Origin of the sequence: Mesorhizobium sp. M8A.F.Ca.ET.057.01.1.1 (assembly GCF_003952565.1) — a bacterium.
In the GTDB taxonomy this organism is placed as follows: Bacteria; Pseudomonadota; Alphaproteobacteria; order Rhizobiales; family Rhizobiaceae; genus Mesorhizobium.
The window spans coordinates 5,788,432-5,814,857 of the sequence record NZ_CP034454.1 but is presented as its reverse complement, the minus strand read 5'-3'; the positions used below and the strand labels follow the sequence as shown (position 1 = coordinate 5,814,857).

General features: G+C 62.6%; 23 protein-coding genes. 6 read left to right on the top strand and 17 right to left on the bottom strand.

Annotated elements, in window-relative coordinates; translation table 11 throughout:
* Both EJ077_RS27605 and EJ077_RS27600 read right to left on the bottom strand, forming a co-directional pair.
* A complete protein-coding gene (locus EJ077_RS27605) occupies positions 1–1,254 on the bottom strand; it encodes a sarcosine oxidase subunit beta (protein WP_208697817.1) in 1,254 nt (417 codons plus the stop codon).
* A gap of 425 nt (positions 1,255–1,679) precedes the next feature.
* The gene (locus EJ077_RS27600) at positions 1,680–2,339 is read right to left on the bottom strand and encodes a TetR/AcrR family transcriptional regulator (RefSeq protein ID WP_208703145.1); all 660 of its coding nucleotides are present in this window, start codon (positions 2,337–2,339) and stop codon (positions 1,680–1,682) included.
* 277 nt (positions 2,340–2,616) lie between these two features.
* Between EJ077_RS27600 and EJ077_RS27595 the strand changes: the two genes are divergently transcribed.
* The 3 genes from EJ077_RS27595 to EJ077_RS27585 all read left to right on the top strand — a co-directional run bounded on the left by EJ077_RS27595 (position 2,617) and on the right by EJ077_RS27585 (position 5,765).
* On the top strand, positions 2,617–4,056 hold the full coding sequence (locus EJ077_RS27595; RefSeq protein ID WP_208697815.1) for an aldehyde dehydrogenase family protein: 1,440 nt from the start codon (positions 2,617–2,619) through the stop codon (positions 4,054–4,056).
* Positions 4,057–4,114: 58 nt separating this feature from the next.
* Positions 4,115–4,690, top strand: coding sequence for a DUF1349 domain-containing protein (locus tag EJ077_RS27590; protein ID WP_208697813.1), 576 nt, complete (start codon positions 4,115–4,117; stop codon positions 4,688–4,690).
* 292 nt (positions 4,691–4,982) lie between these two features.
* Positions 4,983–5,765 (top strand): hypothetical protein, encoded by a 783-nt coding sequence (locus EJ077_RS27585; protein ID WP_245458568.1) that lies wholly within the window; start codon positions 4,983–4,985, stop codon positions 5,763–5,765.
* On the opposite strand, the gene EJ077_RS27580 is transcribed toward EJ077_RS27585, so the two are convergent.
* The 6 genes from EJ077_RS27580 to EJ077_RS27555 all read right to left on the bottom strand — a co-directional run bounded on the left by EJ077_RS27580 (position 5,748) and on the right by EJ077_RS27555 (position 14,113).
* The gene (locus EJ077_RS27580; RefSeq protein WP_208697811.1) at positions 5,748–7,322 is read right to left on the bottom strand and encodes a glycosyltransferase; all 1,575 of its coding nucleotides are present in this window, start codon (positions 7,320–7,322) and stop codon (positions 5,748–5,750) included. The genes EJ077_RS27585 and EJ077_RS27580 overlap by 18 nt on opposite strands.
* 34 nt (positions 7,323–7,356) lie before the next feature.
* A complete protein-coding gene (locus EJ077_RS27575) occupies positions 7,357–9,492 on the bottom strand; it encodes a glycosyltransferase (RefSeq protein WP_208697809.1) in 2,136 nt (711 codons plus the stop codon).
* Positions 9,489–10,139 carry a bifunctional DNA primase/polymerase gene (locus tag EJ077_RS27570; RefSeq protein ID WP_208697807.1) on the bottom strand — a complete coding sequence of 217 codons (651 nt, stop codon included), beginning with the start codon at positions 10,137–10,139 and terminating at the stop codon, positions 9,489–9,491. The genes EJ077_RS27575 and EJ077_RS27570 overlap by 4 nt, the downstream gene beginning before the upstream one ends.
* A 124-nt stretch (positions 10,140–10,263) precedes the next feature.
* Positions 10,264–11,793, bottom strand: a complete 1,530-nt coding sequence (locus EJ077_RS27565; protein ID WP_208697805.1) for a mercuric reductase — start codon at positions 11,791–11,793, stop codon at positions 10,264–10,266.
* Entirely contained in the window at positions 11,783–13,132 is a 1,350-nt protein-coding gene (locus EJ077_RS27560; RefSeq protein WP_208697803.1) for a glucoamylase family protein, read from the bottom strand. The genes EJ077_RS27565 and EJ077_RS27560 overlap by 11 nt, the downstream gene beginning before the upstream one ends.
* A 228-nt stretch (positions 13,133–13,360) precedes the next feature.
* Positions 13,361–14,113: an SDR family NAD(P)-dependent oxidoreductase gene (locus EJ077_RS27555; protein ID WP_208697801.1), complete on the bottom strand. Its 753-nt coding sequence runs from the start codon at positions 14,111–14,113 to the stop codon at positions 13,361–13,363.
* Between the two features lie 317 nt (positions 14,114–14,430).
* On the opposite strand from EJ077_RS27555, the gene EJ077_RS27550 reads away from it, so the two are divergent.
* Positions 14,431–15,729: an O-antigen ligase family protein gene (locus EJ077_RS27550; protein WP_208697799.1), complete on the top strand. Its 1,299-nt coding sequence runs from the start codon at positions 14,431–14,433 to the stop codon at positions 15,727–15,729.
* Between the two features lie 309 nt (positions 15,730–16,038).
* Here the strand turns inward: EJ077_RS27550 and EJ077_RS27545 are convergent, their stop codons facing one another.
* Positions 16,039–17,295: a polysaccharide biosynthesis/export family protein gene (locus EJ077_RS27545; protein ID WP_208697797.1), complete on the bottom strand. Its 1,257-nt coding sequence runs from the start codon at positions 17,293–17,295 to the stop codon at positions 16,039–16,041.
* Between the two features lie 86 nt (positions 17,296–17,381).
* Entirely contained in the window at positions 17,382–18,059 is a 678-nt protein-coding gene (locus EJ077_RS27540; RefSeq protein WP_135917304.1) for a sugar transferase, read from the bottom strand.
* Between the two features lie 601 nt (positions 18,060–18,660).
* Here EJ077_RS27540 and EJ077_RS27535 point away from each other — a divergent pair.
* Entirely contained in the window at positions 18,661–18,936 is a 276-nt protein-coding gene (locus EJ077_RS27535) for an exopolysaccharide production repressor protein (RefSeq protein WP_208697795.1), read from the top strand.
* 20 nt (positions 18,937–18,956) lie between these two features.
* Here EJ077_RS27535 and EJ077_RS27530 read toward each other — a convergent pair whose 3' ends face one another.
* The 7 genes from EJ077_RS27530 to EJ077_RS27505 all read right to left on the bottom strand — a co-directional run bounded on the left by EJ077_RS27530 (position 18,957) and on the right by EJ077_RS27505 (position 24,779).
* Entirely contained in the window at positions 18,957–20,801 is a 1,845-nt protein-coding gene (locus tag EJ077_RS27530; protein WP_208697793.1) for an ABC transporter ATP-binding protein, read from the bottom strand.
* Entirely contained in the window at positions 20,794–21,771 is a 978-nt protein-coding gene (locus tag EJ077_RS27525) for a serine kinase (RefSeq protein ID WP_208697791.1), read from the bottom strand. Before EJ077_RS27525 ends, EJ077_RS27530 begins: the two co-directional genes overlap by 8 nt.
* Positions 21,768–23,711: a lasso peptide isopeptide bond-forming cyclase gene (locus EJ077_RS27520; RefSeq protein WP_208697790.1), complete on the bottom strand. Its 1,944-nt coding sequence runs from the start codon at positions 23,709–23,711 to the stop codon at positions 21,768–21,770. Before EJ077_RS27520 ends, EJ077_RS27525 begins: the two co-directional genes overlap by 4 nt.
* Positions 23,708–23,974, bottom strand: coding sequence for a lasso peptide biosynthesis B2 protein (locus EJ077_RS27515; protein WP_245458567.1), 267 nt, complete (start codon positions 23,972–23,974; stop codon positions 23,708–23,710). The genes EJ077_RS27520 and EJ077_RS27515 overlap by 4 nt, the downstream gene beginning before the upstream one ends.
* Complete coding sequence (locus tag EJ077_RS32445) at positions 23,893–24,099, bottom strand: hypothetical protein (RefSeq protein ID WP_245458824.1); 207 nt, start codon at positions 24,097–24,099, stop codon at positions 23,893–23,895. The genes EJ077_RS27515 and EJ077_RS32445 overlap by 82 nt, the downstream gene beginning before the upstream one ends.
* 94 nt (positions 24,100–24,193) lie before the next feature.
* On the bottom strand, positions 24,194–24,493 hold the full coding sequence (locus tag EJ077_RS27510) for a PqqD family protein (protein ID WP_208697786.1): 300 nt from the start codon (positions 24,491–24,493) through the stop codon (positions 24,194–24,196).
* A 133-nt stretch (positions 24,494–24,626) separates the two neighbouring features.
* Positions 24,627–24,779, bottom strand: a complete 153-nt coding sequence (locus EJ077_RS27505; protein ID WP_208697784.1) for a lasso peptide — start codon at positions 24,777–24,779, stop codon at positions 24,627–24,629.
* A 505-nt stretch (positions 24,780–25,284) separates the two neighbouring features.
* On the opposite strand from EJ077_RS27505, the gene EJ077_RS27500 reads away from it, so the two are divergent.
* Complete coding sequence (locus tag EJ077_RS27500) at positions 25,285–26,415, top strand: nucleotidyltransferase family protein (protein WP_208697783.1); 1,131 nt, start codon at positions 25,285–25,287, stop codon at positions 26,413–26,415.
* The last annotated feature ends 11 nt before the right edge of the window (positions 26,416–26,426 follow it).

The window sequence follows — 26,426 nt, the reverse complement described above, 5'->3', positions numbered from 1 at the left end:
TCAGTGCGCGATGCCGGAGCCGGCCGCTTCGTCGATCAGCCGCCCGCTGGCGAAGCGGTCAAGATCGAAGGGTCGGCTGATGTCGTTGTGCTTGCCGTTCGCCAGCAGGTTCGCCAGCAACGTGCCGCCGGCGGGGATCGCCTTGAAACCGCCGGTGCCCCAGCCGCAATTGAGGAACAGGTTGGGCAGCGGCGAGGGACCGATGATCGGCGAGGAATCCGGCACGACGTCGACAATGCCCGCCCATTGCCGCATCAGCTTGAGCTGGCCGAAGATCGGGAACATCTCCAGCACCCCCGCGATCACCGTCTCCAGCGTCGGCAAATTGCCGCGCTGTGCATAGGAAGGGATGCGGTCGAGCCCGCCGCCAATGACGATCTCGCCCTTGTCCGACTGGCTGACGTAGACGCCGGTGCCGGGCGACAGGACCACCGTGTCGAGGATCGGCTTGACCGGTTCGGAAACGCAGGCTTGCAGCGCGTAGGAGTTGATCGGCAGCCGGAAGCCGGCTTTTTCAGCCAGAACCGAGGAGTGCCCGGCCACCGCCATGCCGATGCGCTCGGCACGGATCGTGCCGCGCGTCGTCTGGACGCCGCGGCACCGGCCGCCCTCGATGATGAAATCGGTGATCTCGCAATTCTGGATGATGTCGACGCCGAGCCGGTTCGCCGCGCGTGCATAACCCCAGGCGACCGCGTCATGGCGCGCCGTGCCGGCCCTGCCTTGCCAGATGCCGCCGAACACCGGAAACCGCGCATCGGCTGAGAAATTATAGATCGGCGCGACGCGCCGAACATCCTCGGGCGAAAACAGCTCCGCATCGATACCGCTGATCTGCATGGCGTTGACGGTGCGCGCGCCGACTTCCATTTCGGCGGTCGAGTGACACAGATTGACCATGCCGCGCTGCGACAGCATGACGTTGTAATTCAGCTCCTTCGACAGGCCTTCGTAGAGCCGGTGCGCCAGCCCGTAGAGTTCGACGCTCTGGGGATAATAATAGTTTGAGCGCACCACGGTGGTGTTGCGGCCGGTGTTGCCGCCGCCGATCCAGCCCTTTTCCAGCACGGCCACCCGGGCGATGCCGTGATTCTTGGCCAGGTAATAGGCCGTCGCCAGTCCATGGCCACCGCCGCCGATGACGATCGCGTCGTAGGACGGCTTCGGCTCGGGCGAGCGCCAGGCCTGTTTCCAGCCGGTCTGGCCGGCCAGGCCTTCCTTGAACAGCGACAAAGCGGAATAGCGTCTGGTCATGGCGTGGCGGGCAGGCCTGTTTCGAGGGAATAAGCGTTGGTCATTGCATGGTCATTCGCGCGGACGGCATGGTCATGCCCGCATCGCTTTGCCTTGTGGGTCGTAAGGCGACGAAGCGATGACGCGCGCATCTCTTTCGACGCCGACGATGTGGGTTGTCAACTCGGTTCGTAGCCGCTGGCATCGGCGTCGGCCGCGTCGATTTCGAGCGTCACCAGCGTGCGTGATAGAGCACCGAGGCGCCCACCACGCCGCCCCCGATCCCGATCGCCCAGTATTGGGATTTCATCCAGTCGCACTCCACCCGGTCAGATAGTGAACCTATCGTCATTGTACATATGTGTCTAGTATGTTGAACGCCAACGTGCCGAGGGCCAGATGCCGCGCAGCGCCGACCTTGGGATGGCGAGTTCCGGAGTCTTCGATTACCGGTTGCCGGAAACCGTTTTCTCGACGTAGCGTGAAAAATCCTCGACGTCCTGCGCTGAAGGTTCCTGGCCGGTGAAGCTGCGCAGATACGCGGCAACATGCGGCAGGCGGCTGCTCATCGGCTCGTCGAGTTCGAGCGAATAGTAGCCGATCTGCATGAAATAGAGCACTCGGGCTCGCACGAACGCGTCTTCCTCCTCATAGCCATGACGCATGAACATGCCGCGGATGGCTTTGACTCGTTCTTCGTCAGCCTCGTCCAGCGCGCGCCTTGTCGCGGGGGAGCGGCGAGCCCATGCCCGGATCGCGAAATCCAGCCGCGGGTCGAACAGCTTTTCGTCCACCCAGCATTCGAAAATGCTCATCACCCCGCGAATGACAGTCGCGGAAGGGCGCTCGGCGCGCTCGACGATGAATCGGGTATTGGTCTGCCGCCAGTGGTCCAGCAACTGGTCGAGCAGGTCCTGGCGGCTCTTGAAATACCAGTAGAAGCTCGAGCGCGAGACGTCGAGCTGCTGGCCAAGCGTCAGCACGCGGACGCGTTCGACGCCGTCCGAGATCAGGGTTTCAAGCGCGAGCTTCAGCCAGTCTTCGCGAGTGGCCTTGATGTTGCCGGTGGCGCCGGCACGTTGGATCGTCGTCTCGAGTGCTGCCATCGCCACGACGCATGGCACGCCGGATCAGGCAAATCAAGGTTGTGGACATATGTGTACAAGGCAATTCGACCTTGACCCGGAGAGCTATCCATCGATGTTGGCTGGATTGGTTGTCGACGCGGCACTGTCGCCGCTGCACCGAAGGCATGAGCACAGGCCCGGGGACTTTTGTCGCGGCCTTCGAGCCCAGTGCGTGCTTTCCCGCAAGGCAATTGTCTGGCAAATACCACTTCAGACAGATGCCGCCGCGCGGCCAACAGCCAGGGAAGGCAAGGACATGACAGCGTTTCGAAAGAACCTCATCGATGGCGAATGGGTCGGCGATGCCGGATCCCGCAACATCAACCCCTCGGATACCGGCGACGTCGTCGGCGAATATGCCTCGGCCGGGGTAGAACAGGCGGACCAGGCGATCGCGGCGGCCAAGGCGGCGTTTCCGGCATGGTCCCGCTCCGGCCCGCTGGCGCGCCATGCGGTGCTGAAAAAGGCGGCCGACGAGATCATGGCGCGCAAGGACGAACTCGGCCGCAACCTGGCGCGCGAGGAAGGCAAGACGCTGGCCGAGGGCATTGGCGAGACCATCCGCGCCGCCCAGATATTCGATTTCTTTGCCGGCGAAACATTGCGCCTGTCGGGAGAGGTGGTGCCAAGCGTGCGGCCGGGTGTCGGCGTCGAGATCACGCGCGAAGCGGTTGGCGTTGTCGGCATCATCACGCCATGGAATTTCCCCATCGCCATCCCCGCCTGGAAGATCGCTCCGGCGCTGGCTCACGGCAACACCGTCGTCTTCAAGCCGGCCGAACTCGTTCCCGAAAGCGCCTGGTCCATTGTCGACATCCTGCACCGCGCTGGCCTGCCCAAGGGCGTGCTGAACCTGGTCATGGGCAAGGGCTCGGTGGTCGGCCAGGCAATGCTCGACAGCCCCGACGTCAACGCCATCTCCTTCACCGGTTCGGTGGGAACCGGCAAGCGCGTCGCCGCGGCAAGTGTCGAGCACATGCGCAAGTTCCAGCTCGAAATGGGCGGCAAGAACCCGCTGGTCGTGCTCGACGACGCCGATCTCGCGGTCGCTGTCGATTGCGCGCTAAACGGCGCCTTCTTCTCGACCGGCCAGCGCTGCACGGCCTCGTCGCGTTTGATCGTCACCAACGGCATACACGACCGTTTCGTCGACGCGCTCAAGGAGCGCATGGAAAAGCTGGTGATCGGCGACGCGCTCGACGCGCAGACGCAGATCGGCCCGGTGGTCGACGCGACCCAGCTCAAGCAGGACGAGGACTATATCGGCATCGGTGTCCGGGAAGGAGCCACGCTTGCTTTCGGTGGTGAACGGCTCGACCGCAAGACGCCGGGTTTCTATCTCAAGCCGGCGCTGCTGACCGAGGCCACCAACGCCATGCGCAGTTCGCGCGAGGAGATTTTCGGACCGGTCGCCAGTGTCATCCGCGTCCAGGACTATGACGAAGCACTTGCCGTCGCCAACGACACGCCGTTCGGCCTGACCTCGGGCATCTGCACCACGAGCCTCAAGCACGCCACACATTTCAAGCGCAATTCCGAAGCCGGCATGGTCATGGTCAACCTGCCGACGGCAGGCGTCGACTTCCATGTTCCCTTCGGCGGGCGCAAGGGTTCGAGCTTCGGCCCGCGCGAACAGGGCCGCTATGCCATGGAGTTCTACACCACGGTAAAGACCGCTTACACGTTCGCGGGATGATCCGGCGCCGGCTTACCGGCCGGCGTGCCGTCACCTCCTCGAGTAACGGACCGGTGCGATGACACTGCAGGACCTGACCTGGCTCAACCCGCCGCCGCACCATGCCGTCGACGGTGATGCCGTGCGCGTGCGCACCGGCAAGGAGACCGATTTCTGGCGCGAGACCTTCTATGGTTTCTGGCGCGACAACGGCCACTTCCTCTACCGGCAGGTCGAGGGCGACTTCACCGCCGAGGTCACCGTCAAGGGCGACTACGAGGTGCTTTACGACCAGGCCGGGCTGATGGTCCGGCTGAGCGAAACGCACTGGATCAAGGCCGGCATCGAATACACCGACGGCCTTGCCTATCTATCCGTCGTCGTCACCAACGACATGTCGGACTGGTCGCTGGTGGCCATTGCCGCCGGCCCGGACGGCGTCAGGATCCGCCTGACCCGTCATGGCGAGGCGATCCGCGTCCAGTACCTCGACGCTTCCGACGGTCATTGGAAGCCGGTGCGGCTCGCCTATTTCCCGATCTCGAAGGTGGTCGATGTCGGTATGATGTGCTGTTCGCCGCAGCGTGAGGGTTTCGAGGTCACGTTCTCCGGATTTTCGGTCGGCCCGCCGATTGCGCGGGACCTGCACGACTAACGCCACGAGCCCGCCTTGGCCTGTCTGAGCAAGCTGGCCGGACGTTGCGGCCATAACGGCGTCTGGGCTAAGGGTTGCCCATGGGCATGTCGCGTTGGCGAGCAAAACTCAAGAAAGCCGTCCGTTCCAGGGCGCTGAGGTTTTTCAGCGTTCCTTCCGTGCTATGGTCGCAAGGGATCGGGCGCTTCTGTGATTTCGCCGGACCCGATTGGTATCGCTGGGCGCCGACCGAATCGACGCAAAACGAGGCTTTTTTCGCGACCACTATAGCGGCGCGCATGGCATCGTCTGGGTGCGGCTGAGCACCCTGGCCAGACTTGCGCGAAATTGCGATCTCGACACTTTCGCCAGGATAGCCCTGCCTGCCATCAAGGCTCCCTTCGTCCTGCTGACGACCGACGGTGATTCCTCGGTGCCTTCGGATCTGCCCAAGGACACTGTCGAGCGGCTTCTTGCCAACCCCTACCTAGTCTCCTGGTACAGCCAGAACTGCGACGGCGGTCATCCCAGGATCAAGCCGTTCCCGATCGGGCTGGATCTCCACACCCCACGTTCCCTGGCGACGCCTGCCGGACTGGTGAGACAACTGAAAACCCTGCGCGGGCAGGGAAGTGCGGATCGTCGTCCGGCCAGGATATTCTGCGATTTCAGCGTCTGCAGAGAGTCCGGCGAGCGTCGGGAATTGCTTGATGCCCTGGACGGATGCCCGCATGTCGATTTTCTAGGCCAACGCGTATCGCAGCGCTCGATCTGGCAGCTCTATTCGCAATATCCGCTCGTGCTGTCGACCGCCGGAAACGGCCTGGACTGTCACCGGACATGGGAACTGCTTTATCTCGGCTGCATCGTGGTGACCAAGACTTCACCGCTCGATCCGCTTTACGAAGGCCTGCCTGTCATCATCGTCGACGATTGGCGCGAGGTTCGGTACCCCGATGCTCCGGGGCGCTGGGTCAGGCAGGTCGCGCATTTGACGGACCGGGACTATGTGTGGGGACGTCTGCGCCCGCAAGCCTATCTGCAGCCTCTGCGCGAAGAGCTTCGGCGGGCCGTCGTCTCACCACGGGACGTGTAGGATTTCCAGCTTGGGCAGGCCGACCGGCCGGATGCCGAGGTCGTTGGCAAGGAGGCCAAAAGCTTCGGTCTCGATCAGATCGCGGTAAGGAATTTCGGGAAAGCGAAGACCACCGCGATGCAGGGCGGCATCGACCAGGAGCATGGTTCCGCCGACCGCATCGAGCCCGATAATATCGAGATGTCTGACATCGCTGAGATGATACCGGCTTGGCGTTTGCACCGGAGGTTGGTGAAGGCCGCCACGTATCTCGCGGTAGTAGCGATAGTCCCTGGTCTGCCGCCTGATGACAAAGCTGTTGAGGTCGAAACTGGCGCCACCGGCGATCTTCACGCAGTTGGGCACCGCGATGCGATGTCCAGTGGCGATCAGGCGGTTCAGCACATCGCCGGGAAAGCGCCAGACGTCGATATCGATCCACAGCGCCCAGTCATCGTCCTCGCTGAGCCCGTGATCGATCAGATAATTTCGCACCTTGGCGATCGCGCCGCGCCTGACGCGCTGCATTCTGGGCTTTGCCCGTTTTGCCCTGTCGAGGCGGGTGCCGACCTGTCTTTGCAACAGGACGATGTCACGATATTTGCCGGCCAATCCAGCGGTTGCGGCCTGTAGTCGCTCCCAGCTTCCGTCCAGGCTGTCGCCTTCGCAGAAGACCAGCTTGATTCTGTTCTTAGGATAGTCGAGCCCATCCAGCGCATCGAGGAACGGCTGGATAAGGTCGGCGGCATCGCGAAGCGGCACTAGCACGGCGACGTTTCGACGCGGCGGCGGCGGTGCCGACAGGACTGTCTTGTCGACGCCTGCTTTCGCGCCGGCTTCATCCAGATACGCGCCGCGCGTCAGGTGATACCGGAGCCCATAGGCCCGGTTGCGAAACTTGGTCCACCAGTTCGGCGGCGGCTCCGGGGTCCACCATGTGCCGGCCCAGTGGTGGATCGAAAGCGCGGCCGTGTCGTCGCCGGCGTCGCGCTCCGTGCTCCCGGCCGACGTCACCGGCACGAACAGGGCGGAAGGATGAATGGCGAAGGCCGCCTGATCGCTGTACCCGCGCTGCGCGGAGGTGAGCAGGCAAGGGCCGGTCGCGTCGAGCACGTCCTTGGCGGCGGCGAGCCCGGGCATCATCGACAGGAGATGCAACCAGAATGGATGACCCGGCGGGCTCGCTATCGTCCCGTTGAACAGAAGGTAGGGCAGGCCCCGGAAATCCGCCTGGACGGCCGCATGCGAAGCCGGCTCCTTGCACAGTACGACCCGGGTCTCGCTCATGATCGCATCGAAGGGGGCGACGCATTCGCAGTCGATGTCGGCATAGACCCCGCCGAAGTGATGCAGAAGCATGTAGCGGGCCGCGTCCGACCGCTGCACGCCGTTGGTGTAGCCACAGAACATCGGCAGATAATCCGTGTAGTGCTCGGCCACGAATTCGAGCAGCATCCGGTCGCTCCAGAGCATGACCGTCCAGTGTGGATTATGCCGCTTCCAGCTATTGGCATAGGCTTGGAAGCGTGCGGGAACGCTGTCGGTCTTCCAGGTCTGGTGCAGGATCGGCGGGATCATCGACGGCTCATGGGGTGATGGAGGTGGCCTGGTGTCACTTGCCGTCATTGTCCAGTGCAAGTCCGGCGCGGACGGCATCCCGGATCGCTTGCGGGCCAAACCTTGCCCATACGGCCTGATGCGCGCGCTTGCGCTGCCGTGCCCGGCGTTCGGGGTCGAGAGAGAGTTCGATGGCCATGTCGGCCAGTCCTTCGTCGCTGGTCGACAGCATCACCTGGTCATTCTCGACCATGTCCAGCCCCTCGGCAGCGAGCGGTGTCGCGATCACCGGCACCCCCCAAGTCATCGCCTCCAGGATCTTGATGCGCGTGCCCCCGCCGGCCCTGAGCGGGATGATGCTGAGATGCGCGCCGGACAGGAGCGGCGCCACGCTTTCGGGATCTTCGACAAGCTCCACACCAGGCAATCTGGTCAGCGCCTGCACGGTTGCCTTGGGGCTGCGTCCGGCAAGAGTAAGTCTTGCGCCCGGCAAGACCTGCCGAATGCGGGGCAATATGGTGCCCGCCAGGCGCTCGGCCGCATCGACGTTCGGCGGATAGCCGAGATGCCCGATAAACACGATCGTCGGATAACCGCTGTCGGTAGCGGCTTCGGCGGGCAGCACCCTCGGAATGTCCTCGGCGTTGGGGATTCCATTGGGAACGACATCGATCGGCACCTTGTGCCGGGATGTTGCCATCAACCTTTCGCGATCCTGGTTCGAGCAGACCCACACCCTGTCGACGAGGGATTGCGCTTTTCTCTCCAGCCGCCGGATGCCAAGCACCGCCGGGGATCGCGCTGGACTGATATGCCGCAGCTGTGCCGCCAGGTCGGATTCGACATTGTGCATGTCGAGGATGAGCTGCTTGGTCAGCGGCCGCAAATGTCGCAGCAGCTTGAACAGGCCGGTCCCCTCGACGATGACCGTATCGGGTTTGAAGGTTTGCACCAGTTTCCGCAGCCGCACCAATGCCGTGCGCGGGATACGGTTCTCCCCCGCGATCCTCCACCAGCCGAGAGAGGCCGAATGCGGTTCTCCATCGATCCCCAGGCCAACCGCGTTGATGCGCGCGTCGGACGGTTGTCGCGGGTTGCCCAGAGGCCTGATCGAGGCAAGCCGGACCGGGCCGTATTCGGCTGCAAGGCTGGCATTGTTGAAATTTCTCAGGTCCGCACCGGAAACTGGCGGAAATGCCGGGTCGAAGGACACGAACAGCGTACGTCTTTCCGTGACCGCGCCAGCGCTCGACGAGTGGTCAGGCCGTTCCATCATGGCTCCGATGCGAATTCGTACGCGATATTGCGACGCCTTCCAGCTCGGCCCCAGGCTTTTGTGGGCGCGAACGGCACGCATCATGCTCATCGCATAGCTGTATTGGTTGTGTTTGATAAGCTGCCTTGAAATCCGCAAGGCTATCCAGGCCTTCCTCCACTGCAGAACGTCCCTGGCAATGGCTGAACCGGCAAGCTTGTCCAGCTCCAGTGCTATCGCGAGAAACGTGGCCCGCGGGTTCTCGACAAATCGCCGCGCCATCCTCTCTTCGTCATGGTGGTAGAGAAGCACCGGAGAAGAGATCGTCGTCACGTCGGCCTGTGCGAGCATGGCCGCCCAATAGCACGTGTCCTCATCCAGGCTGGTGGTTTCCGGAAAGCGGACGGTGGCCATTGCCGAGGCTGCGACTAACGCGCTGCCCATGGCGATCGGCCATGCCTCGTTAAGAAGGTAGCGGCGGGCGTTCAATGCCCGGTCGCTCGTGTACCCATGCGGAACCTTGAGCTTGTCCGGCCTCCCCCTGGTGCGGCGAATGCTGGCTCCTATCGACAGGCCGGCCTCGGGATTGCGCAGGAGCGCCTCATGCAGCAGTCCCAACCCTCCCGCCATCACCTCATCGTCGGCATCGAGGAAAAGTATGAACTTGCCTTTGGCTCGCGCAATTCCGGCGTTGCGGGCAGCGCCCGCGCTGCCCAGCCGCATGGCGAGGATCTCCAGCGGCAATCCGTACTTCCGGGCGCTTTGCATCGAGATCGCCGTGGTCTGGTCGATGGAGCCATCGTCGACGAGAAGAATCTCGCTGATCAGGCCCCTCTCCGGCAGAAGGCTTCGCAGCGTGGCGTCGATCGTCGCGGCGGCATTTCTTGCCGGAATGACGATGCTGATATTGGGTTGCTCAGGCCCCGAAATGCTCATTGCGGCACGAAAAAACCGCGCTTCAGAACGCGGTCATAGCAATGTTTGAGTGGCGAGACCGCGCGAAGTGAAAGACTGGCCAGGCTTTCGACTGGTTGCGGCTCGACGTCGAATGGCGACTGGTCCTTCAACCAGCTGTAGCAGCAGCCATCCTTGAGTACGGAAGGACTTCCAACGACGTAACCGCCAAGCGCCTTCAGGTGGCCGATCCGCCTCATGCCGAGATACAGGCTGGATGAAACCGCCGGTTCGCGCGTCCTCAGATAGATGTGGAATCCATTCGGCGATTTCGCGACCGGCGTGCACCTTGAAAGGTGCGCGTGCTTGCCAGACCATGCGCGATAGTCTGCTGAATCGTCGAAATCCAGGATGAGAAGGTTGCAGTATCCTCCGATGATCCCGACATTTCCAGCAAAGTCCCGAAACCAGCGCCGGATTTCCTCCGGTGTTGGTGGCTTCTGCGACAACTGAAAGGCAATCGACCGGAACGCCAATTCTTTCAGATCCTTTCGACGGGCCTTCAAATGCAGCGGATGATATTCCATCGCCTGAAGATCGAGATGCTTCCCACCTTCTCGCAGCGGCACACAGATGTAACCCTTGGACAAGAGCTCGATTGCGTATTCCGTTTCGACTAAAGGCTGCATCCACGAATGTTCCGCGGCCGAAGGCGTCGTCTCAATTTCATGGGCCTAGCGGGGATCCGTCAAGCGCCGCCGCGCACTTGGTTGCGTATTTGTGAGCATTTCGGCATATGTGATGGCTCTGGGCTTATCGTCTGGACCACGCCAGCCAGTGGGCCGCCAGGCGCCTGCGCAACGAGGTGAGGCGTGTCCGCCTATAGGCGTCGCCCGCCATCTTGATGCCTTGCGCCTGTGTCGGGAAGGGATGGATGACGTCGGCCAACGCATGCAGTCCCATGCCGGATCGGATGGCGAGGGTCACCGCATTGATCATCTCGCCTGCATGACTGGCGACGACCGTCGCGCCCAGGATGCGGTCGGACCCCTCCCTGACATGGATCTTGACGAATCCTTCCTCCTCGCCGTCCATCACGGCGCGGGCGACATCGTGCATCAGTATCGTATAGGTTTTGACCGGAATGCCGTTGCGGCGCGCTTCCAGGGGATAGAGGCCGACATGGGCGATCTCCGGATCGGTATAGGTGCACCAGGGGACGACGAGGTCGCTGAGCCTTTCGCGGCCGCGAAACAAGGCATTGCGCACGACAATGCGCGCCGTTGCCTCGGCGGTATGGGTGAACTTGTATTCGAGGCAGACGTCGCCCGCCGCATAGATGTGCGGGTTGCTGGTTCGCAGATAATCATCCACCTTGATGCCGTCGGCGTCATACGCCACATCGGCCTCTTCGAGGCCGAGACCATCGACATTGGGTGAACGGCCGACGCCGGTGATGATCTCGTCGACGGAGATCGTCGTCGTGTCACCATCCCGCATCAGGTCGGCGAACTTGGTGGCACCTTCCCTCCGCACCGCCACCACTTCGGTGTTCAGGCGCACCTCCACCCCCTCGCGCGCCAGCGCATCTGAAAGGATCTGCGCGGCGTCGCGCTCCTCGCCGGGCAGGAACATCGGGTCGCTCTGCGCCAGGATGACCTTGGCGCCGAGCATGCAGAAGGCCTGCGCTGTCTCGCAGCCAAGCGGCCCGCCGCCGATGACGAGGAGCCGCGGCGGGCATTGCGTAAGGTCGAACATCGTCTCGTTGCTGAGATAACCGGCTTCCACCAGCCCCGGGATGGCAGGGAAGGCCGGGTGTGCGCCCGTTGCAATCAGCGCCTTCTTGAAATGCAGCGTGCTCTCCTCGACCGTGACCGTATCGGGGCCGGCAAATCGCGCCGCACCGAAATAGAGGTCGATGCCTTGCGAAACCAGGCTCGCGGCGGAATCGGCACGGCTGATCCGCTGCCGGATCTGCCGCATCCGTGTCATCGCGCGTTGAAAATCGACACGAAGATGGTCTGGCGGGTCGCCGCCGAAGCTCTCGGCATCGCGCATGTCGGCATAGAGCCTGGCTGTGCGAATGATCGACTTCGACGGAATTCCGCCGACATTGATGCACGCACCGCCAATCAGCCCACGCTCGATCAGCGCGACCTTCGCGCCAAGGCTCGCCGCGTCACGCGCGGCGGACAACCCGGCCGGCCCGGCGCCGATGACGACGAGATTGTAGGGGCCGTTCGGGGTCGGGTTCTTCCAGTGCGGGGGATGCGCGCCCCTGATCAGTTCGACGTCATTGCGGTCGACGGGGAAGGTGGCGGCTCTCGCCGGTTCACGTGACATCGCGCCCCCCGGATGCCGGGCTTGCCGACCGCGACAGCCATCCGCCGGTAAAGCCAGCCTTGTCCAGCCCACGACGGATATGGGGATTGGAACGCATGAGCTCCCAGATCATGCCGGAACGGTGGTTTTCGATCATCATTACCGCAATGCCCTGGTCCAGTCCGTAATGGCCTTCCGACACCCAGCCGTTGCGGCCGAATTTTCGCCGGTTGGCCAATGTCGGGTTGAAACCGCTCGGCAGCCGGAAATTGTCGAGCACCTCCGGGTAACGATCGGCGAGGTGGCGCATCGCCGCCAGGCAAATATCAGGCGCGAAAGGCAGCGACGCCGGATAGGACCATGGCGCGATCGTGCCGTCATCCGGACCGAAAGGCGCGCCGCGCGCCGCGTAACCGGAAAACCGGTGGCGCCGTCGCTCCACGCTGGCGCGGAAGCCACCTGGTCCGTCTCCTGCCGAAAGACCCCACAGGTTCTCGTTATAGCCATCAAAGCCGTAAGGATTGTGTCGGGCGTAGTCGCGGTGAAGGTATGTCGAGCGGCGGCTGTTTTCGAAATAGTCCGAATTCTTCTCGCGCATGAAAGCGTCGCGGATGCCGGCGAAATCGATCCAGGCATGCGAGAATTGGTGCATGAACAGCGGCCCGCCATAGAGCACGTCGTGGCCGTAGATGTTTTCCCACTGGTAGGTCGCCGTCCAGGCCTCGTAGCTGTCGTCGGTGGTCGGGCGGTCCGGTGAGGCCATGGACAGCACATAGAGGATCGTCGCCTCGTTGTAGCCTTCCCAGCCATAGTGCAGAAAGCCGGTCCTGGCCTTCCAGCCCTGGCGGAGCGTCGGGCTGCTGCCTTGCGCCCATCGCCAGTCGACACGCCTGTAGAGCGCCTCGGCCAGACGGCGGATTTCGGCCTCGTCTTCATTGTCGCCGGAAAAATAGGCGCCCGCCACCAGCATGCCGGCAATCAGCAGGGCGGTATCGACCATCGACAACTCGCAGCGCCAGACGCGCAAACCGGTTCGCATGTCGAGGAAGTGGTAGTAAAAACCCTTGTGGCCGGTAACGTCGGGGCCGCTGCCTTGCGTGCTGGACCGGAAAAAGCGTAGCGCCGCAAGGGTCAGCCTGGCAGCCGCGTCGCGCGCCATCCAGCCACGTTCGACGCCGATCGGATAGCAGGACAGGGCGAAACCGACGACGGCGATGCTGCACGGTGAATTCGGCCGCGAGGTGTCGGCGACCAGCCCGTTGTCGGGGTTCACATTCTCCAGGAAATAGCCGAAGGCGGCGCGCTGGTAGCGGTCCAGAAGCTCGTCGTCGGCCTGCGCGGCGGGATCTGCTCTAAGCAAACGAAGCAAACTCCGGCTTGGTGATCGCGGCTTCCGTCGACTGCACGCCACTGGCATTGTGGTCGGGGGCATCGCACCTGCCGGGCTCTCTCGTCGTGTCATGGCTTTCCCCTGTTGTGGCACGCTCATTCAGACGTCAGCTACCATAAGCCTGTCCAGCTCCAATCGTTGCTGCGTCACGCGGAATTGTAGTTGGCTCGTGCCAACTCCGAACTGTCTCGATGCGGCTCAATAAGTGGCCCGGCCGCCCGAAACGTCGAATACGGCGGCCGTGGTGAACGAGCATTCCTCGGAGGCGATCCATGAGATCAGCGCCGCCACTTCCTCGACCTCGCCGAATCGCGCCATCGGGATCTTCGACAGCATGAAATCGATGTGCTCCTGGCTCATCTGCTTGAAGATCGCTGTGCGCACCGCCGCCGGCGTCACGCAATTGACCGTCACCTTGGTCTTGGCGAGTTCCTTGCCGAGCGACTTGGTCAGGCCGATCACCGCCGCCTTCGAGGTGCTGTAGGCGGAAGCGTTGGGATTGCCTTCCTTGCCGGCGATCGAGGCGATGTTGACGATGCGGCCGTAGTTGCGCTCGAGCATGTGCGGCACCAGCGCCTTGTTGCAGTAGAAGACGCCGTTGATGTTGATGTCGATGACCCTTCGCCAATCCTCGGCCGAATAGGACCAGGTCGTCATGTTCGGCCCGGTTATGGCCGCGCTGGTGACCAGTATGTCGACGCCGCCGAGGGCTTCGATCGTCGATTGTGCGGCGGCCTCCACACTTGCCGCATCCGCAACGTCCATCATCACCCCATGCAGGCTAGGGATGACTGCTTTCGCCTGTTCGATCTGTGCGGGGTCGCGATCCCAGACGCTGACGCGCCCGCCTTCGTCGACGATCCTGTGCGCGACCGCCAGGCCGATGCCCGAGGCGCCGCCGGTAATCACCGCCGATCGGCCGGCGAATCGTCCCGCGAAGTTCATCGGCATGTCATTCCCCCCTGTCCATCCTGGCTGAAGCCGGTCCATGTGATGGCTCGTCGGGACTGTGAGGTGACCGCCGATCGAGTTCAAGCCGGCATGTGGCCGGATCGTCTGGGCCAACACCGGCCGGACTACGGGGTTGCGATCTCTCGGCGATCGCCTCGCTGTAAGACAAGGTGACCGGATTTGCCATTGAGCATGGGGTGCGATAGGTTATATTGCACTGCACAATGGAGACGCCGTTTCTTGTACGCCCCTGTTTGCGGATATGCCGGCTGGTTGGCGGCCTGCCGGTCCCGGGTCGTGTCGACGGGACCCTTTAGATGAAAATTCCCAAATCCCTGCTCGTCGATCCCGAGAAGAACTCGGCCTATGGCAGTTTTGCCGTTGCCGTCTCGATCTGGGCGTTCTCCTATTCCGTCATTTTCGGCCAGGTGCTGATCCTGGCCTACTATGCCGTCTGGCTTCCGCTCATCATGGTCGACTACCGGCGCTTCCTGCGGCAATTGTCCAGTGCCTGGCTGCCGCTGCTGTTCGCCGCCTATGTCTGCTTCTCCGTGTTCTGGTCGCAGGCGCCCGGCACGACCGCCAGAACGGCGGTCCAGTACCTTTCCCATATCGCCTGTGCCTATGTCGCGGCACGCACCGTCAGCGTGCGCACCCTGACGATAGGCGCTCTGGTCGGCATATTCTTCGTCCTCATCTATTCGCTGAAGGTCGGCGCCTATTCCGAGGACGTCCTCGACGGCACCTATAATTTCGTCGGCGCCTTCGCCTCCAAGAACCAGATCGGCTTCGTCGGCTCGCTCGGCATCTATTTCTCCGTCGTTTTCCTTGCTTTCCTTCGGCGAGGTCGCCTGAGCTTCATGCTGACCGTGCCGGTCGTGCTGTTGTCGGCCTATGTGCTGGTCGTCTCGCATTCCGCCACATCGATGGCCTCGATACCGGCGGTTCTGGCGCTGGTGGCGCTGCTTGCGATGAGCAAGCTTTTGTCGCGGCGCTATCGCCGGGTAATCTTCCTGATCGGCGCCGGCATGATCGTCGTGGTGGCCATCGTCGCCCTCAATCTCGGGCTCATGGACTTCGTGCTTGGCATCTTCGGCAAGGATTCGACTCTCACCGGGCGGACCTATCTATGGGAGCAGGGCTGGAACGCCGCGATGCGATCGCCGGTCCTCGGCGTCGGCTATGCCGCCTATTGGGTGCAGGGCTTTGCCGAGGCCGAGCGGCTGTGGAACGAATTCTACATCACCACCCGCACCGGCTTCCATTTCCACAACACCTATGTCGAGGCCCTTGTCGAACTCGGCTTCACCGGGGCGGTGCTGATATCCCTGATTATGCTGCGCACGCTTTTCGGTCATATCGCGGCGGTAGTCTTCAAGACATGGCAGGCCGAATCGGTGGTTCTCATCGGCGTGATGGTGCTGCTGCTCATCCGCTCCTTCGTCGAGGTCGAGATCCTCAACCCCTACATCATGGGCTCCTTCCTGATGTATTTCAGCTTCTTCAAGCTGGCCCGGTTGCCGGTCACCCGCACGCGGTGGTCGCCGGCCTTCGAGCCGGCGGATGCGAAGGGTGGTGAGCCAGCCTGGCCGCACCGTCCGGCGGCGGCCGAGTAATGATGAGGGTCCGCCAGGGCAATTCCAGGAAAAGCGGGTAGCGCTTCACCTTGGGAATTGCGCCAACAGCCGGTTTTCCGGTTCTGGAAATTCTGTCAGCAAAAACCTCCGCCGGGCAGGCCAGGCGGAGGTTCAAAGTCCTTGAGCAATTCCAGGAAAAAATGTGTAACGGTTTTTCCCGGGAGAAGCGCATAGCGCTTCCCTTGGGAATTGCGTGAAAACAAAAGAGTTAGAGCCGGTCGGCAATTCTATCAAACGCTGAACCGCTCTGGGAGATCGAAGCGGCGGGTCGTGCGAACCGCCGCGTCCCTACTGGCTCGCCAGCGGCGCCAGCTTGATCTTGATCACATCGCCAGGCAGCACGGGTGTGTCTTCCTTGGCGGCGATTTCGCTGGTTTTGCCGTCGACATTGCGCACCAGCGAATAGAGCAAGGTAGGCTGCTGGTCGTTGGTGATGGCGGCCGTCGTCGCCGGATCGGTGGCCTGAGCGATCAGGCCTTTCTGCATGTTCACCTTCAGCGCGGCCTCGTTCAGGTCGGCTTCGGTCTGTTGCCGGGCGGCGGCGAGGCTAGAGCTCAAGGTGTTCTGGGCGTCGATGGCGTCCTGCGTCGCCTTGCTGATCGCCTGCTTGGCGGTGAGAATGGCCGTCTCATAGTCCAGGATCTTGCCTTGCAGGTCGGTGACGGACTGCTGCGAATCCAGAAGTCTCGCATTGGCGACCAGACCCTTCTGCGCCAGCGGACCGATGCTGGCCAGCTGTTGCTGCGCAAGATCGACCTGCTTCTGCTGGTTGACGATCTTCTTCTGCAGCGATTCGATTTCGGCCTGCAGCACACCCTTGAGATCGTCGAGTGACTCGAGCTTCAGCTTCAGCGCCTTCTGGTCGGCGGTCAGGATCGTCATCTCGTCGTTGACGATGGTCGGCAGCCGAGGATCGCCCTCGACCTCCTTCGGCGCTTCGAAGCTCGTCTTGCCAGCCATATCGGCGTCGATACGGGCGCGCTTGACGATCAGCCGCACACGCAGGTCGTCGGAGATATCGAAATTACCCTTGGCGGTGACCAGGTCCTTGCCGAGCTGGGGACCGTAGTCGGCGCTGCGCCTGATGCCGCCGGCGACGCTGATAGCTTTCAGCACCGTAAGGTCGGGCACATAGGGAAACTGGCCGGGATTCTGCACTTCGCCCGAAATGTAGAACGGCCGGAATTGCGCCATTTCGACCGAGGCTTCGGGCTTGTCCGACAAAGCGAGCTTGTGCTGAAGCGCCTCGCCGATCGCCGCGGCGACTTCCGCCGTGGTCTTGCCGGCCGCCGGCAGTTCTCCGACGAAAGGCACCGACAGCGTGCCGGACGGACCGACCGTGTATTGGCCGTTGACCGACGACCAGTCGCGGAACGTGCTTTCGACGGTCTGCCATTCGGCGATGCGGACGGTGAGTTTGTCCTGGGAGCCCAGACGGTAGTCGTCGGCGGCGGCCAGTTGGGGAAAAGCAAGCGACATCGCAAGGCACGTCGCCACGAGCCGCGAGCGGCCGGAAAAGGGGCCGCTGCCAAAGGCTTCGAACATGTCTGTTTTCAACTGAACGTTCCGATCCGTTTTTAGCCCCATCGCCCGATGAGCTTGCCGCCGGATGCCTGGGTCACGCGGGCCGATCAATAAGAACCGCGTGACATCCAGACGGCCGGCACGGTCCTGATGATGATGCGAACGTCTTCGAACAGCGACCAGTTCTCGACATAGTGGCGATCGAACGCGACGCGGCTGTCATAGGAGACATCGTTGCGGCCGCTGACCTGCCACAGGCCGGTCAGGCCGGGCCGGGACTTCAGGTAATAGACGGCCGCGCTGCCGTAGATTTCCAGTTCGTCACGGACCACCGGGCGAGGTCCGACAAGGCTCATGTCGCCTTGGAGGATGTTGATGATCTGCGGCAACTCATCGAGGCTGAGCTTGCGCAGGACCGCTCCGACGCGGGTGACGCGTGGATCGTTCTTCAGCTTGCGGGTCGCTATCCATTCCGCATTGGCGTCTGGATTGGTCGCAAGATAGGCGGCCAGCACCTTGTCCCCGTCGGGAACCATGGTGCGGAATTTGAGGCAGGAGAACAGCCGTCCGCCGCGCCCGATTCGGCGGTGACCGTAAAAAATCGATCCGCCATCGGAGAACTTGACGAGCAATGCTATCATGATGAACAGCGGGCTGAGCGCGATCAGCCCAACCAGTGAACCGGCGACATCAAAACTCCGTTTGATGAGACCGCCGATCGGCGGCGGAAAGTCGGTGTCAGCCTGCGAAAAGCCCGCCGTGGCCGACTTGGCAATATCCCTCATACGGAAACTCCATGCGGTGAACGAATGGTTGATCGCACGATATCAAAAAAATGCTGCAGCGCAACACACAATTTCCCATCCCATTGAAATAGTCGCGTCATGAATTGACTAAATAATAAGCTCGCCCTGCACAAATTTCGAAATTTTTAGCACATTTGTGACAATAAATGGGCAAGGATAAAAAAATCCGGACATTTTTGAGGCGATTCCTAGGCGGCGCGTTCTCAGCGTCGAGGGGCGGAGCATATAAGTGCTTTAGGAAGATGCCATATTCGAAACTATTCACATAAAATACTGCTTAATATTATGGATTGTACTCGCGCCTTATGACGGCTGCAGGTTGAGTGAATTGCGGTCGTGTGCGTTGCAGCATGGCAGAGTCGAACCCGTAAGCTCATTCAAAAATATGTGCGGTTGCCCTTGCCGCCTTCTGCTCGCCTTAATAGAATTGCAAATTATACCTGTCATGGTGGCGACAGGTTGAAAGGCCGGAAGCAACCGGTCGGCAGCGGGTGACTTAACAAGCCCGCATTGACAAGGGACGGCGCTCGGGTGGGGCTATCGTTGGATATAACCCGAGCCGGTGTATGGGCTGTTGGGTATGTCGCTTCCAAAATTCATCGTTGGGATGCTTTTCGCGCTCGCGATCGTCGTTGCCTGGTCGTGGCTGGGTGGGGCTTCGCTCGGCACGACACTGCTGCGTGTCATCATCTGCGCGGTGGTCATCCAGGTCGGTTATTTCGCGGTCGTCTACGTCATGATCGCCAGGAGCGAGCCGACGCCGGCCGACAGGCTGCGCGAAGCCGAGAGAAAGAAGAACTCCACCGAAGTGCCCGAGGGCGAGAAGCTTGGCAGCGCCCGGCGGAGCCTGCATTAGGCGCAAGGGGCACACCGGCTTCAGGCCACGTCCGCGGGTTCGGTCTCCGACTGTTCTCCCGACAGCATCCTGGACAGCCGGCTTCCCGGTTTCGCCTTCAGGCGCTGATATTGCCCGACTTCCACGACACGGCCGTCCTCCATCGCCACCACCCAGTCGGCGAAGGCGATCATCGACGGCCGGTGAGCGATCGTCAGGATCGTCATTGCGCCGCGCAGGCCGTCGATCGACCTGGCGATAAGTGACTGGTTCTGCCAGTCGAGGGCGCTTGTTGCCTCATCCAGGATGAGCAGTGAAGGCTTGCGCAGCAGCGCGCGCGCCAGCGCGATGCGCTGACGCTCGCCGCCCGACATTCGCACGCCGCGGTCGCCGACCACCGTCTCCAGTCTGAGGTCGAGCCGTTCTACGAATTCGCCGGCATGCGCGGCGCGCAGTGCCGTCCACAATTCGTCGTTGCTGGCCTGCGGGGCGGCAAGCCGCAGGTTCGCCGCGATCGTGTCATGCAGCAGGAACACGTCCTGCGGCACATAGGCCACCTGATCGCGCCAGCGGCGGCGATTGCCGGCATCGACCTCGACGCCATCGACGAGGATCTTGCCCGCGGTCGGCTCGAGCAGCCCGAGCAGTATGTCGGCGATGGTGCTCTTGCCTGATCCGGACGGGCCGATCAGCGCGGTGACCTTGCCGGCCGGAAGGCCGAAGGTGATGTCGCTCACCACCGCCTTGCCGGCGCCGCCGTCATAGGCGAAGGAGACGTCGCGAATGTTCAACCCGGTGTCGAGGGTCAGCTTGCGGGCATCCCCGGATTCGACATGGCCCGGTTCGCGCTCGGCGTCGAAACGTGCCTGCAGGCTGCGCATTGCCGTATAGGCGGGCAGGTTGATCAGCACCTGCTGGGCCTGCGTCTGCATGTCCATGAAGCGCGGCGCGATTCGCATGAAGACCAGGAGCAGCACGACGATCTCGGCCAGCGACAGGTTGTAGCGGACCAGCGCCACATAGATGAAGACGCTCAAGCCCACGACGCTCGCCACCTGGAACACGGCGGTGCCGATCGAGCTGTTCCGCACATAAGCGATGTTATCGGCCTTCATCTTTTCGAGCGTGGCCTGCAACTGCGCGAAATAGCTGGCCTCGACATTCAGGCTCTTGGCCACCTTGATGCCGCCGAGAAATTCCGAGACCGTGCGGTACTGGTCCTGACGATTGGTCGTCAGGATGCGGCCGAAGGCCGTGGCCCGCGAGCGAAACGGCTGCAGCGCTATGAACATCACGATGCCGATGACGACGGCAAACGCCGTCATGACCGGGGAGATGAACATGGAAATCACGAGATAGCCCGCCAGCAGCACGGCGATCTGCACCAACATCAGCAGAGAAAAGGCGGCCCCCTGGACGCGGTCGATGTCACCGGTCAGGGCGTGGTCGAGATCGGAGCCGCGCATGCGTGTGAACACGCCCCACCGCGCCTTGCCGATGCTCTCGAACAGATTCATGCGCAAACGGTTGATGAAGTCGAAGAGCAGCCTTGCCATATAGACCGACTTGAAGCGGTTGAAGGCTGCCTGCACGGCAACAAGCCCGACCAGCGCGCAAAGCACCGTGGTGAGTTGCAGCGTTCCGCCGGGCACCAGCCAGCGGACGAAATCGATATTCGGCAGCCTGACCGCGAAATCCTGGTCGGCGCGCCCGACCAGGTGCAGCAGCGGAACCAGCAGCAGGATCGAGATGCCTTCCGTCAGGCTGCCGAGGATCAGGAACAACAGCGCCGTCCAGGTCCGCCGCCCGCCGATCTGGGCAATGACGGCGCCGAATGCCGCAACGTCGCGAAGCAGCAACAGGCTGAAGACCGATGACCTAGGCATCTCCTGCCAGTTCCCTTTCGATCAGCGCCACAGCCTCGCCGATCCTGTCGATGCCCGTCGGAACGTCCAGCCGGCACACGCCGACATGGTTAGCGATTGCTGAACAGTGACGAAGATGCATCGCCGCGAAATCGCCGGAGAGCGCCGCGCGGCCGAAACGCGTCACGTAGGAGAATTTGATAATGGCCGGCAAGGCGGCAATGGGAGGCAAGGGGGTGATCCCAGCCCTTTCGCCACGCTCGAGTATGTAGATCCTGGCCGCCGGCACCCTGTTGCCGGAGAAGGCGCCGCGCAGGCGATGCTGTATCTTCTCGATCGCGGGATGCACTTGCGGCCGCACTTGCGCCTGCCCAGGCGAGATTGCCGCTGCGGCATCGGCGGCAAGCTTGATCTGCGGAAACCCCGGAACGATCGTCGGCTGGTTCGGGTCTGCCAGGTCGAGCGCGACGACATCGTCGGTAAGCAGATCGTGTCCGGCCCGGATCAACGCGCTTGCCGTCGTCGATTTGCCTGCGCCCTTGTCGCCCATGAAGATGGCGCCCCTGCCGGTCACAGCAATGGCGCTGGCATGAAGAACCAGCAGGCCGCGCTGGTGCAGAAGCAGCGCCAGCACCGGGCCCAGCAACGGAAAGGCAAGCAAGGCGTCGTCGACGCCGGGCGCCGGCTGGACATCGATGCGGCGGGCGTCGCTGATTAGGAATGCGCCGACGGCCTCCCAGGCCATATACTGCCGGCCGGGCTCGAAGCGGAAGACGGTCGCGGCCTCCGCCGAAGGCTTGGGCATGTCGATCGGGCCGATGGCGATCTCGATGTCGGCCGACGCCGGGTCTGCCGGCTCCAGTTCGGGCAGGGACACGTCGGATGCGATGATCAGGCCGAAGGCGCGGTAGTAACGTCGTTCTCCCGCGATCCTGCCGCGCTGGGGAAAATGGTCGAGATCGCCGGCGAACGGCTCGTGGCGGGACATCATGCCGGGCTCCCGTCATGCTGGACCTGCCGCAGCCACAGCGACAGTGACGCCGAGCGCCAGACATATTGGACATCGAGCGGCGCCACCTTGTCCGGCTGGCGCAGCAACCGTGCATAGGCGGCGTTTACTTCCGGCACGTTGACATAGGGCGCGATGCGAACCGCGTCGCCCACCAGCAACTGCTCCAGCAGGTCGCGATGGTTGCGCACCATGCCGTTGACGAGATTGGCGGTGAAATCGATCTTGTCGCGCCGCCACTGGACCGCCGCCGGCAGGATGCCCTCCATGGCCCGGCGCAACACGTAGCGGCCAAAGCCGTGACTGAGCTTCTGCTCGCCTGGCAGCCCCAGGCAGAATTCGACCAGCGGCTTGTCCCAGAACGGATAACGCGGCTCGACACCGAAATTGGCGGCGGCCTTGTCCAGAACCTCGAAAGAGTGCGGGACATAACCGTTGGACAGGATCCAGCGGTGGCTGAGCGCATCGCTGGCCCGGACGCCGGGTGGCATATAGCCGGCTCGGCGGAACCGGTCGATGAGCTCGGTTCGCCTGGCAAGGTCCGGATTGATCAGGTCGCGCCAGCTCCGGCCACGTCGCGATTGGGCAGGTTTGCGTATTCTGTTCAAGGCTCGGCTCCCCAACTGCCGCAGCCTGGCGATGCGCCAGGCCGGCCCGTAGATCGTGAGGAACTGGAAATAGAGGCCGAGCGTGCTGTCGCCATAGGTGTTGGAGGCGCTGCGGACCTCGCGCCAGAGGTCCAGCCATCTGCCGCCATTGGCAAGCTCGTGCAGATGGCCATGTCCCTGCGAAACGACCTCGTCGCCGCCATGGCCGTCGAGCAGCACCTTGATGCCCTTGGCGCCGGCCGTCCGGTAGATACCGCGCGTCAGTGTCAGGCCCGGCGCCAGGAAGGTGCCTTCCTGTTCCTCCAGCACCCGTTCGAATTCAGCGAAAGGCGCATAATTGCCGACAGGAATCAGCGTCGGGTCGGTCTTCTGCTGATCCAGCACGGCATCGATGAAGGAGCGCTCGTCCATCGACGAACCCTTCTCGAAAACCAGTGAGAACGTCGGCAGCTTCGGCTTGCGCCCGGCCGCATTTTGCAGCCCGGCCACGCAGGCGATCGAGGAGGAATCGAGGCCGCCGCTCAGCATGGCGCCGACCGACGGACTTCCCCGCATGCGATTGCGGACCGATTGCGAGAACAGATGGGCGAATTCCTCAGCGGCATCCGACCGCGGCACTCGCTGCGATGGCTCGATCTGCCAATACCGGCGCAGCACCAGGCGTTGCGCCGTGACGGTCAGGCTGTGACGCGCCGGCAGGGCGAAAATATCGCGGTAGGGCGTGGACTGCGGGTCGTCGGGCAACCCCGCCAGAAAGCCCGAAATCCGGTGCTCGCTGAGGTGCGCACCGACCCCGTCGAGGCCGAGCATTGGTCCGAGCTCGGAGGCAAAGGCAAAGCGTCGTTCCGCAGCGTGGTAATAGAATGGCTTGACCCCGAAATGGTCTCGCGCGCAGAACAGAAGCTGCCGCTCGGCATCCCAGACGGCAAAGGCAAAATCGCCTTGCAGATGCACGGGGCAGGCTTCACCCCAGCGCAGATAGGCCCGCATCAGCAATGTAGCATCGGCGATTGAGCTGTCCCTGATGCCGAGCCTGGCGAGCAGCTCGTCGCGGTTGTCGAGCCGGCAGTCGGCGGTGATGGCGAGCTTGCCTCCGGCCATGGTCAGCGGGCCGGGGCCGGCTTCGTCGGTCGTGTTCAGCCAGGCGTGGCCAAGCGCGATGCCGCTGTCCAGCCACCATGAGCTTCCGTCGGGACCACGATGGCGCATGCGCGCCAGCATCTGCTGGATGCCGCTCGCCGCTTCAGCCGGCGCGGGGCCTCCGACCGCTACTGCGTGGCCCTGTCGCAACAGGATTCCGGCGACGCCGCTCATCGGCTGCCGTGGTCGACCAGATGGGCGAAACCATCGATGGATCCGCCGAGGACGATTTGGTTGTCGCTGACCAGCCAGGCATGCGCCTTCAATTGCTCGCCCGTGCCGCGCTCGATGCCGATGCGGATATTCGACGCATTGCCCTTGCGCGCGAGCAGATATTGGCCCGAAAGCGCCTGGGTCAGGCATGTGGCGCCCGGCACGAACCGCGCCGCCGCTGCAACCCCCAGGCGACAAGCCGCAACTCGCCCATGCTGGCACATTGGCGGGCGTTGAGCCGTGTCACCACCCCGCGGACGCGGTTGTAGGAGAACAATGTCAGCCCGAGCCGCACAGTCACGACCACCAGCAGGCAGCGGCACAGGAAAAACGCTTCCGAGCCGCTCAAGGACAAAATCCTGGCGAGGCTCCGCCTGCCAGGCCGCTGCTTCATCGGCGTGGGGGTTCTTTGCCGCGCAACCATGGCCTTCTGCGACACCTGCTTAGACGACAGCCTCATGCTCAAGCCTCGCAAGCCCGTTTTCCGCCAGGCCTTTCAGCAATGCGTCGACATCGGCCTTGCAGCGTTCGGCGTCGACATTGTAGCGAGCGAGAACGGCGCTGCGGATATCGGCGACCGGCTTGGGTTCCTGGATCTGGTCCCAGATGAAGGCGCCGACACCGTTGAGGCTGTAATAAATATTGGATTTCAGGTTGAGAAGCGCGAGGCCTTCGCCGAATTCACAGGCCACGGCATCCTTGGTCGCGCTTACGCAATCGTGGTCAGATGGGTTCCAGTTCATCCTAAAACCTCTTTCGCAACACGTTGCCCCCGCATCGACAGGCCAGAGAAGTCGGGGATTTTCACCCCCGGCTCCTTCTTATGATTTTTGGATCCTGGAGGTTCCAACGTCATCCCCCCGGATCAGGATAGTCTCAAGAGAACGTGAGGTCGCCAATTGGCGTATGTGCGGGGAACGACGCATCGGTCGCCGTGCTGCCGCCGCCGCCCTGGGTGATGGCCTCGATCGAACCATGCACGGTCAGGTTTGGCGTTTCGTACTCTTGCTTTTCAACATTCTGTTCCATTGTACTCTCCTATCAAGGACTGGAAACGGCCTGTCGATTGCCGTCAGCTTCATGCTGCATTGCAATAGCTGCACGGCAACATTTATGAGTCAAGTCTCATTTACCCGTCGTTAATCAATTATGGGTTGCGGACGTCACTCCCCGTGTAAGAGATACGCCTTTTGTGAGGGGAAGCCGCATGAAATCGGCGCTTGCTGCCGATAAAACTGTAAGTCATTGATCTTGATGATTTAAATGAAATTCATCCAAGTGATTGATTTTAGACGGTACTAAACTATATCCCTCTTTCAGATGGCCACCGGCGATAGCTTGGCTGACGCGCCGCGACAGGGTGGGATTCAGTCCATCCACCGCGTCACTGACGGGGAAGGCGGCAAACGCTATGGTTGCAAAGTCTTGCACTGCGAAAGGAAAGGCTTTACGGCGTCGCGGTTTTTAAGGATGCTTTGCTTCGCAACTGCAGCATACGCGACGCGCAAACCGTTTTTTGGAGACTCTGCGCTCAATGGCCTTGCCGGAAAGCTCTTATGAACGACTGCGCGCAACCGACTGCGCCGACGAGATTGCCTATGTGCGGGCCTGCTTACGTTTGTATTTCGCCTCGCCCGCCGCCCCGGCCGGCGAGGCGTTGCCGCCGGGACTTTCCCTCGCGGCCGTTACCGATATCGCCAGGCTGAATAAGGTCGGCGCCTTCGTTCTGAAGGTGCTGTCGCGTGCGCCGGCTCATGAGAGGCCGGCCGAACTCTTCCAGTGGCTTGAAACCTATCGCAGAAGGACGGTTTCGATGAACGCCGCCTGCCTGATGGATTCGATGGCCATCAACGAGGCGCTGTTCGACAGGCGGATCGATTTCGTCTTCCTGAAGGGGCCGTTCCAGCAGCATCTGCTTTACGACGATCACTTCATGAAGCCTGCGGGCGATGTCGACATCCTGGTCGCGCCGGCCGGGTTCTTGAAGACGCGCGAAGCGTTGCGCTCGATCGGCTACGAGGTGTCGGGCAAGTCGCGTTCGGTCTGGTGGGTTCGCTTCCTCGGCGAACAGCACATGGTTCGCGGCAGCGGGCCGAGATCATCCACGGTCGATCTTCATTACCGGCTCCAGCAGCCCGGCTCCCCCAGCCCGCGCGATGCCGATGGGTTCCTGCGGCGGAAACGGCTGGTCGAGATCACCGGCGTCGAAGTCCCTTTCACTTCGGCCGCCGACACGCTGATGCTGTCCTGTATCAGTGTCGCCAAGGCCCTGTTCAACCGCGAGCCTTGCGCCGGCTATGTCTGCGATATCAGGGCCAGCTCCGCTCGCCTCGACGAGGCCGATCAGCAGCGCGTGCTCGATGCCGCGATAAGCCAGGGACTGGACGACACCTTGCTGCTCGGCCTGCGCGCCGCCGACGTGCTGTTGGGCGGCACCGGCACGCTTCTATCGGAGCGGGCCAAACCGATCCTGTCGCGCATTGGCAATGAGGACCTGCTCAACATGGTCATCGCGCCATGGCTGTCGTCGCTGCGCTGGCCGCAGCGGCGGACTGTGTTGTGGGAATTGTGCGGCCGGGCTCCCGTCCGCTACCTGGCCGAGGCTGGCTGGGCCGCGTCGGCGGACATCAGCCGCCGCATCTTCGAACGGCCGGCCAGTCCATGACGGCGATGGAT